Origin of the sequence: Streptomyces sp. NTH33 (genome assembly GCF_003236365.1) — a bacterium.
Lineage (GTDB): Bacteria > Actinomycetota > Actinomycetes > Streptomycetales > Streptomycetaceae > Streptomyces.
This window is the reverse complement of sequence record NZ_POTZ01000847.1, coordinates 1-1,579: the sequence shown is the minus strand read 5'-3', so window position 1 is coordinate 1,579 and position 1,579 is coordinate 1. Positions and strand designations below refer to the sequence as shown.

The 1,579-nt window shown below is 76.6% G+C and carries 2 protein-coding genes and 1 pseudogene; 1 reads left to right on the top strand and 2 read right to left on the bottom strand.

What is annotated here, in order from left to right; all coding sequences use genetic code 11:
• Positions 1–185, bottom strand: a pseudogene (locus C1I97_RS36915) (trehalose-phosphatase); the annotation flags it as partial.
• 44 nt (positions 186–229) lie between these two features.
• Positions 230–472 (bottom strand): DUF3263 domain-containing protein, encoded by a 243-nt coding sequence (locus C1I97_RS36910; RefSeq protein ID WP_111007239.1) that lies wholly within the window; start codon positions 470–472, stop codon positions 230–232.
• A 185-nt stretch (positions 473–657) separates the two neighbouring features.
• Here C1I97_RS36910 and C1I97_RS36905 point away from each other — a divergent pair.
• Positions 658–1,579 (top strand): ROK family protein (locus C1I97_RS36905; RefSeq protein ID WP_111007238.1); only part of this gene is annotated, 922 nt, incomplete at its 3' end.

The window sequence follows — 1,579 nt, the reverse complement described above, 5'->3', positions numbered from 1 at the left end:
GCCCGGGCCTGGTCGGGGTCGGGCACGATCGGGGCGAGCGTCCCGTCGAAGTCGAGCGCGATCACCGCTCGCTCCGGCCGCGCGAGGAGCGCGGCGAGCCCGTCCCGGCCGGCCCGGGTGGCAGGCGTCGGCAGGGAGGGCACGGGGGTGGTCGAGTCGGTGGCGTGACTGTCCTGGCTTCCCATACGCCGAACCTATCCACACCCGGCCGCCCGCACTCCTCCGCTCCTCAGCGCTCGGAGCGCCGCGCCTCGCGTATACGCCGCAGCCGGTTCACCGTGACCGGGTCGTGGGCCAGGGCGCGGGTGTCGTCGAGGAGGGCGTTGAGGAGCTGGTAGTAGCGGACGGGCGACAGGCCCAGCTCCTCGCGTATCGCGCGCTCCTTGGCGCCGGGGCCGGTGAAGCCGCGGCGCTCCAGGGCGAGGATGTCCCGCTCCCTGCGGCCGAGCGCGTGCTCCTGGTCGTCGTCCATACCGGCACCGTAGCCGCCGTCACCGACATCGCCAGGGGTGGGCGGGTTCCGGTGCTCCCGCAGCCGCCGCGGAGCGCCGTCCTGCCCGGGGCGGACGCCACCGCGCTCGTTCCCGTCCAGCCGTGAGGGCCCCGTCACGCGAGTGGACTAGACCTCTTGTGGGTCGAAGGGCCACACTGTCCCCCGTGAGACACGTCATCGCCCTCGATGTGGGCGGCACCGGGATGAAGGCGTCCCTGGTCGCCGCCGGCGGCTCCCTGCTGCACCGGGCGCGCCGGGCGACCGGCCGCGAGCGCGGGCCGGACGCCGTCGTGGAGGGCATCCTCGACTTCGCCGCCGAACTGCGCGCGTACGGCGCGGCGCACCTGGGCGAGGAGGCCGCCGCGGCCGGCGTCGCCGTTCCCGGCATCGTCGACGAGGAGCGGGGCGTGGCCGCCTACTCCGCCAACCTCGGCTGGCGCGACGTACCCCTGCGCGACCTGCTCGCGAAGCGGCTCGACGCCCCCGTGGCCCTGGGGCACGACGTGCGCGCCGGCGGGCTCGCCGAGGGCCGGATCGGGGCGGGCCGGGGCGCGGACCGGTTCCTGTTCGTGCCGCTGGGCACCGGGATCGCGGGCGCCATCGGCATCGACGGCCGGGTGGAGGCGGGCGCACACGGCTTCGCGGGCGAGATCGGCCACATCGTCGTACGGCCCGGCGGACTGCCGTGTCCGTGCGGGCAGCGCGGCTGCCTGGAGCGGTTCGCCTCCGCGGCGGCGGTCAGCCAGGCATGGGCGAAGGCCTGCGGGGACCCGGAGGCGGACGCGGCCCACTGCGCCGAGGCCGTGGAGTCCGGCGACGCGAGGGCACGGGCGGTCTGGCAGGAGGCGGTGGACGCGCTCGCCGACGGGCTGGTCACCGCGCTCACCCTGCTGGACCCGCGCACGCTCATCATCGGCGGCGGACTCGCCGAGGCGGGCGAGACGCTGTTCGCGCCGCTGCGCGAGGCCGTCCGGCGGCGGATCACCTTCCAGAAGCCGCCCTCGATCGTCCCCGCCGCCCTGGGGGACACCGCCGGCTGCCTGGGCGCGGGGCTGCTGGCCTGGGACCTCCTCACCCCTTCCACCC

Coding starts and splice junctions, on each gene's coding strand:
- C1I97_RS36910 (WP_111007239.1), bottom strand. CDS start 472: ATGGACGACGACCAGGAGCACGCGCTCGGCCGCAGGGAGCGGGACATC.